The organism is Caenimonas koreensis DSM 17982 (assembly GCF_009646335.1).
Taxonomy (GTDB): Bacteria; Pseudomonadota; Gammaproteobacteria; order Burkholderiales; family Burkholderiaceae_C; genus Ramlibacter; species Ramlibacter koreensis.
The window spans coordinates 1-4744 of record NZ_WJBU01000017.1 but is presented as its reverse complement, the minus strand read 5'-3'; the positions used below and the strand labels follow the sequence as shown (position 1 = coordinate 4744).

The following is a 4744-nucleotide window of genomic DNA, read 5'->3' as shown; positions in this document are numbered from 1 at the left end:
GTAAGCGTCCGGCGATCCCGTCTTGATTGCAGCGACTGAGCTATGGCTGGTCAGGTGTTGACTTCATCGGTGATCACTCCGTGCGACCAAGCCAAGCCGATCGCACTGTCGAATCTCGCCATCAGATCGCTCAGGCTCTCGCCCTGGCGACGCACCAGCATGGCCAGGCAGTTGTGGCCGTCAGAGGCAGCAGCCACGCAGCCGATTTTCTCCAGGTCAGCAATGCTGAAGCTGCCGCCCTCGTCGATCAGCGTCTCGATGTTTTTCATGGAAGTGCGTGCGTCGTTCTCACAGCCTCGATTTTCCAACGATGCGGCAGCAATTCGTCGATGCGACTGGCCGGCTGCGTGGGAAGCCGCTCGAGCACGTCGCGCAGATACGCATGCGGATCGTGCCCGTTCAATCTTGCGGAGTGCACCAGGCTCATCACGGCGGCAGCGCGCTGACCGGCCCGAAGCGATCCGGCGAACAGCCAGTTGTTGCGTCCAATCGCGATCGGACGAATCTGGTTCTCCACCCAATTGTTGTCTGCGGGCAAGTCCCCGTCGTCGATGAAGCGCGTGAGCGCCTGCCACCTGCCCAGGCTGTAGTCGATCGCTCGGGCCGTGGCCGAGCCTTCGGGCACCTTCTTGCGCTGTGCGGTCAGCCACAGATGCATGGCATCGGCCACGGGCCGCGCGCGCTCCTGTCGTATTCGTTTTCGTTCAGGCGCGCTCAGCTCGCCGACCTCACGCTCGATTTCATACAGCTGCTTGAAGAATTTCAGCGCCTGCTCGCCCACCGTGCTCTGGTGGTTGGCCCACAGCTCGTGGAACTTGCGCCGCGCGTGTGCGAGGCATCCGGCTTCGCGCACGCCCATCTCGAAGCAGGCCTTGTAGCCACTGAAGTCGTCGCACACCAGGCTGCCGTGCCAGCCGTTCGCACCAGGCAGCCCCAGGAAGTTGCGTACATGCTGGCCGCCGCGGCTGTCTGCGAAGTCGAACACCACCGCGCGCATCGGGTTGTATGTCGTGGTGCAGTAGCTCCACAGGTAGGCGCGGTGCGTCTTGCCCGCCCCCGGCTTGAGCATCGCCACAGGCGTCTCGTCGGCGTGCAGGACACCGTGACGCAGCAACTCAACGCGCATCGCCTGCACCAGCGGCTGCAACTGCACGCCGCACTGGCCCACCCACTGCGCCAACGTCGAGCGTGCGATGCCCAATCCCGCACGAGCAAAGATGCTCTCCTGCCGATACAGCGGCAGGTGGTCCGCATATTTGGCAACCAGCACCTGCGCCAGCAGGCCAGCGGTGGGCAGCCCCTTGTCGATGACGTGCGCAGGCACCGGCGCCTGCACGAGCGTCTGGCACTCGGCGCAGACCCACTTGCCGCGGATGTGGCGCTCCACAGTGAACACGCCCGGTTCGTAATCCAGCTTCTCGGCCACGTCCTGGCCAATGCGCTTCAATTGGCATCCGCAACCACAGGTGGTGCTGTGCGGCTCGTGGTGGATCTCGCGGCGCGCGAGACTCTCGGGCAGCGTCTGACGTTTGGGTTGCCGCTTTGCGCTGCCCTCCTTGGCGGGCGGCTGCACAGCGTCGAGCTCGTGCTGCAGCGCCTGCATGTCGGCATCAATGGTCTCGTCCAGCAGGCTGCGTTGCTCGACGTTGAAGGCCTCCGACTGGGCCGCGAACTTCAGGCGCTTGAGTACCGCCATCTCATGCGTGATCTTGTCAATGGTGGCCTGCTTGAAGGCAAGCTCGCGATCCTTGCGCTCGATCTGCGCGGCCTGGCTGGCCGTCGTATCCATCAGAGACAGCACCGTCTGGCGCAGTTGCTGCGCGTTCAGCTGGTTAAGGTGTGTCGCATCGATCACGGGTATCAATGATGACGATGCGCTCGCGTTCGCACATTGGCGGTTTTGCCAATTGCACCATTCGCGTGCCGACTGTCACAGCACCGTGATGACGCCCGCCTCGCCGATGCACCGCCAGGGTAGGCCCAGCACCAGCGCATCGAGTTGCGCTCGGCTCAGGCTCAACGTCGCGCCTGTGTCTTTGGACCAGACGAACTTGCCTTGGTTCAGGCGTCTGGCCGCCAACCACACGCCGATGCCGTCGTGCACGAGTACCTTCATGCGGTTGGTCCTGCGGTTGGCGAACAGGTACGCATGGTGCGGGCGCGCCGAGCCGAACACGTTGACCACGCGAGCCAGTGCCGCTTCAGTGCCGCAGCGCATGTCCAGAGGCTCCACAGCCAGCCACACAGCCTCGATACGAATCACCGCAGCAACTCGCGCATCCAGGCGGCGCACTCGGCTGCCGCCGCGCTCGGCCAAACAATCGTCATGGTCGTCGTGCCGCGACGCAGCTCCATCCGGATGTCCTGTTGGACCGCCGCCGGCGCGGGCAATGCAACGGGGATGAATGAAGCGAGCGGCGTCGCTGCCTCACCCGTCATGCGCCGCCACTTGTGCACGACATTGGCGTTCAGGCCGTGGGCCAGCGCCACGGCCGCCACCGAGGCCCCCGGCTGCGCGCACTGCGCCAGCACCTGCGCTTTAAGCTCCTGACTATGCCGGCGCCGCGGCCGCTTTCTCCAATCCTTCATGGTGTCCACCTAACTCCTTAGATGGACGCCATCCTTGCCGCTTAACGCGCAACGCTCAAGGGTGGGTTCGCCGGACGCTTACCGCTCAAGTGTCTCGCGCGAAGGTACGTTCCTGGACTCAGTGATGGCCACTAACTTCGGCAGGCTAAAGCTAGTGGCAGCCCACTGGCAGGCGCAGCCGACGCAGCCTGAGAGAAGCAGTCTTGATGGGAAGTGAAGTCATCGGCTTCGAGATCTGTGATGGTTGCCCTGTGAGGATGCGACCGAAGGGAGCAGAAGACCATGGTCGTCCATGTTGGCGGGCAACTTCGAAGGCCAGGCCGCAAAATCACCGGCGACCAATGCTAGCGTGCGCGAAGCGTACGCGTGCCACTGGGCGTGCGTGTCGATTGACCAGTTAACTTGCGCTTCCCCGCTCGTACCCGAACCAAGCGGACCTCAAGCTTGCAGCCAAGTGCTTCGGCGTACTTCGACAAAGTCGCCAAAGACGGTGAGTGCTTCCCGCGGCCCGACTCCATTCTTGCTACGGCAGATTGAGTGGTCCCGATTCGCTCTGCCACTTCAGCCTGCGTGAGCCCTTGCTCCGACCGCGCTCTCAGGAACTCGTCGAGCAAAGCGAACTCTTCGAACTGCTTTTCAAATTCGGCTGCCACCTCGGGACGATTTAGTGCGTGAGCACGCAACTGCTTATGCGTCAGCATCTTTGCGCTCCTTCATGCGCCTGCGCGCGATCGACAACTCTTTCGGGGGAATTTTCTCAGTCTTCTTCACGAACTGGTGGAGCATGACGATTCTTCGCTCCACAAGCGTGCAATAGAAAACCCGCCCGATTCCTTCACCAGATTTCAAGCGCAGCTCGAACAACCCGGCGCCCATAGCCTTGGTGTGAGGCATTCCGAGATCCGGCCCGTACTCGACCATCCGGTCTGTCAAGTGAAAGTATCGAGCCAATAGGCCCGGCGGAAGTGCGAGCACTGCGGTCTGGAGCCTCTCGTCGTCATACTGAATGCCCCATCCCATTCAGAAAATTATAGCAAATCCGCTATGTTGGCCGTGGCACAGCCGCGATGCTTCATGCGAGTTAACGTTGAAATCAAGCGGTGCCAAAGGTGTCCGACTTGGCTGACCAGCTATACCGATGCGTCACGGAAAGCCCGAAGCACAGTGTTGATGCGCGTCTGGTAGCCCGGCCCTTGCGACTTGAACCACTCAAGAACATCTTGGTCCACTCTTAGGGAGATGGACGCCTTGGACGGTAGCGGTGTCAGCCCTCGCCGGACCACTCCGCGGATGATGTGCTTCACATCCGCCTCGGGATGCTCGTCGTCAGCTTTCGCTGTGCGGGACTTCAATTTTCCCCAGTCAGTTTTGGACTGCATCGAAGTAGATTTGCGCTTCGCGCTTTGTGGCTTTTCGGAACGAGATGATGCGGACTTCATATTCACTCTCCGTATGGACTACTGAAACGGGAATGCCTGCGAGCAACCCTAACGTCACAAAGCGCTGCTCGCCGTAAGAGAACCGGTCATCTTCGAACGTGAACGTCGCACCGGCGAACACCGCCGGCGCGTCAACGAAGTCGAGCCCATGGGCCTTCACATTCGCGCTGCGCTTCGCCTCTGACCAAGTGAACTCCATTCAAAGAGTGTATATACATATCGTATTGGCGTCAACGAGCTGGCTCAGCGGTATAACGTAAAAATGACCGGCGCACAGCAACTGCGGCGAGAGCGGCGGCCTGCTGCTGTGCGTCCGTGTCGATTGACAAGTTAGACCGTGAATTTGTTTTCATCAATGGCATATCGCGCCAATTTTCGCGCGGCGCCACATGCCGCGCATGAACGCGCCATCGGTGTTCGGAGAGGCTTAGCGCAAGCATGGCAAGGCGGCCCATAGATACTGAGCCGATGGTGGAACAGAGCGTCAGCGTTAGTCTCGTGAACGCCCGTGATTTCCTCGTAGACCTCGAGGGCGCGACGACCAAAACCCTTTTTCTTCGCTTCTGCGAGAGAACACTGGTGCTCCTCGCGGTACTTCTTGATCTGTGCAATTCCATCAGACAAGTGCGGCGCCACGCGCTCCCATTCCTCGTCCGTCAACATCGGGATGTCCATCCGACAGCGCCAGCAATAGGTAGTGACGGCCATTAGATCGG

9 protein-coding genes are annotated in these 4744 nt (G+C 61.2%); all 9 read right to left on the bottom strand.

The window, feature by feature from the left end:
- Positions 1 to 50: 50 nt before the first annotated feature.
- Positions 51 to 269: a hypothetical protein gene (locus tag GHT07_RS16675; RefSeq protein WP_153586244.1), complete on the bottom strand. Its 219-nt coding sequence runs from the start codon at positions 267 to 269 to the stop codon at positions 51 to 53.
- Positions 266 to 1855, bottom strand: a complete 1590-nt coding sequence (gene tnpC / locus GHT07_RS16670) for an IS66 family transposase (protein ID WP_395685502.1) — start codon at positions 1853 to 1855, stop codon at positions 266 to 268. The genes GHT07_RS16675 and tnpC overlap by 4 nt, the downstream gene beginning before the upstream one ends.
- Before the next feature lie 75 nt (positions 1856 to 1930).
- Positions 1931 to 2293, bottom strand: coding sequence for an IS66 family insertion sequence element accessory protein TnpB (gene tnpB, locus GHT07_RS16665; protein WP_153586242.1), 363 nt, complete (start codon positions 2291 to 2293; stop codon positions 1931 to 1933).
- Positions 2260 to 2589, bottom strand: coding sequence for an IS66-like element accessory protein TnpA (gene tnpA, locus GHT07_RS16660; protein ID WP_153586246.1), 330 nt, complete (start codon positions 2587 to 2589; stop codon positions 2260 to 2262). Before tnpA ends, tnpB begins: the two co-directional genes overlap by 34 nt.
- 344 nt (positions 2590 to 2933) lie before the next feature.
- The gene (locus tag GHT07_RS16655) at positions 2934 to 3290 is read right to left on the bottom strand and encodes a helix-turn-helix domain-containing protein (RefSeq protein WP_153586241.1); all 357 of its coding nucleotides are present in this window, start codon (positions 3288 to 3290) and stop codon (positions 2934 to 2936) included.
- The gene (locus tag GHT07_RS16650) at positions 3277 to 3609 is read right to left on the bottom strand and encodes a type II toxin-antitoxin system RelE/ParE family toxin (protein WP_153586240.1); all 333 of its coding nucleotides are present in this window, start codon (positions 3607 to 3609) and stop codon (positions 3277 to 3279) included. Before GHT07_RS16650 ends, GHT07_RS16655 begins: the two co-directional genes overlap by 14 nt.
- Positions 3610 to 3719: 110 nt before the next feature.
- Positions 3720 to 3968, bottom strand: a complete 249-nt coding sequence (locus GHT07_RS16645) for a BrnA antitoxin family protein (RefSeq protein WP_194792971.1) — start codon at positions 3966 to 3968, stop codon at positions 3720 to 3722.
- On the bottom strand, positions 3952 to 4227 hold the full coding sequence (locus tag GHT07_RS16640) for a BrnT family toxin (RefSeq protein ID WP_153586238.1): 276 nt from the start codon (positions 4225 to 4227) through the stop codon (positions 3952 to 3954). The genes GHT07_RS16645 and GHT07_RS16640 overlap by 17 nt, the downstream gene beginning before the upstream one ends.
- A gap of 131 nt (positions 4228 to 4358) precedes the next feature.
- A partial coding sequence (locus tag GHT07_RS16635; RefSeq protein ID WP_228488399.1) for a hypothetical protein occupies positions 4359 to 4744 on the bottom strand: 386 nt, incomplete at its 5' end.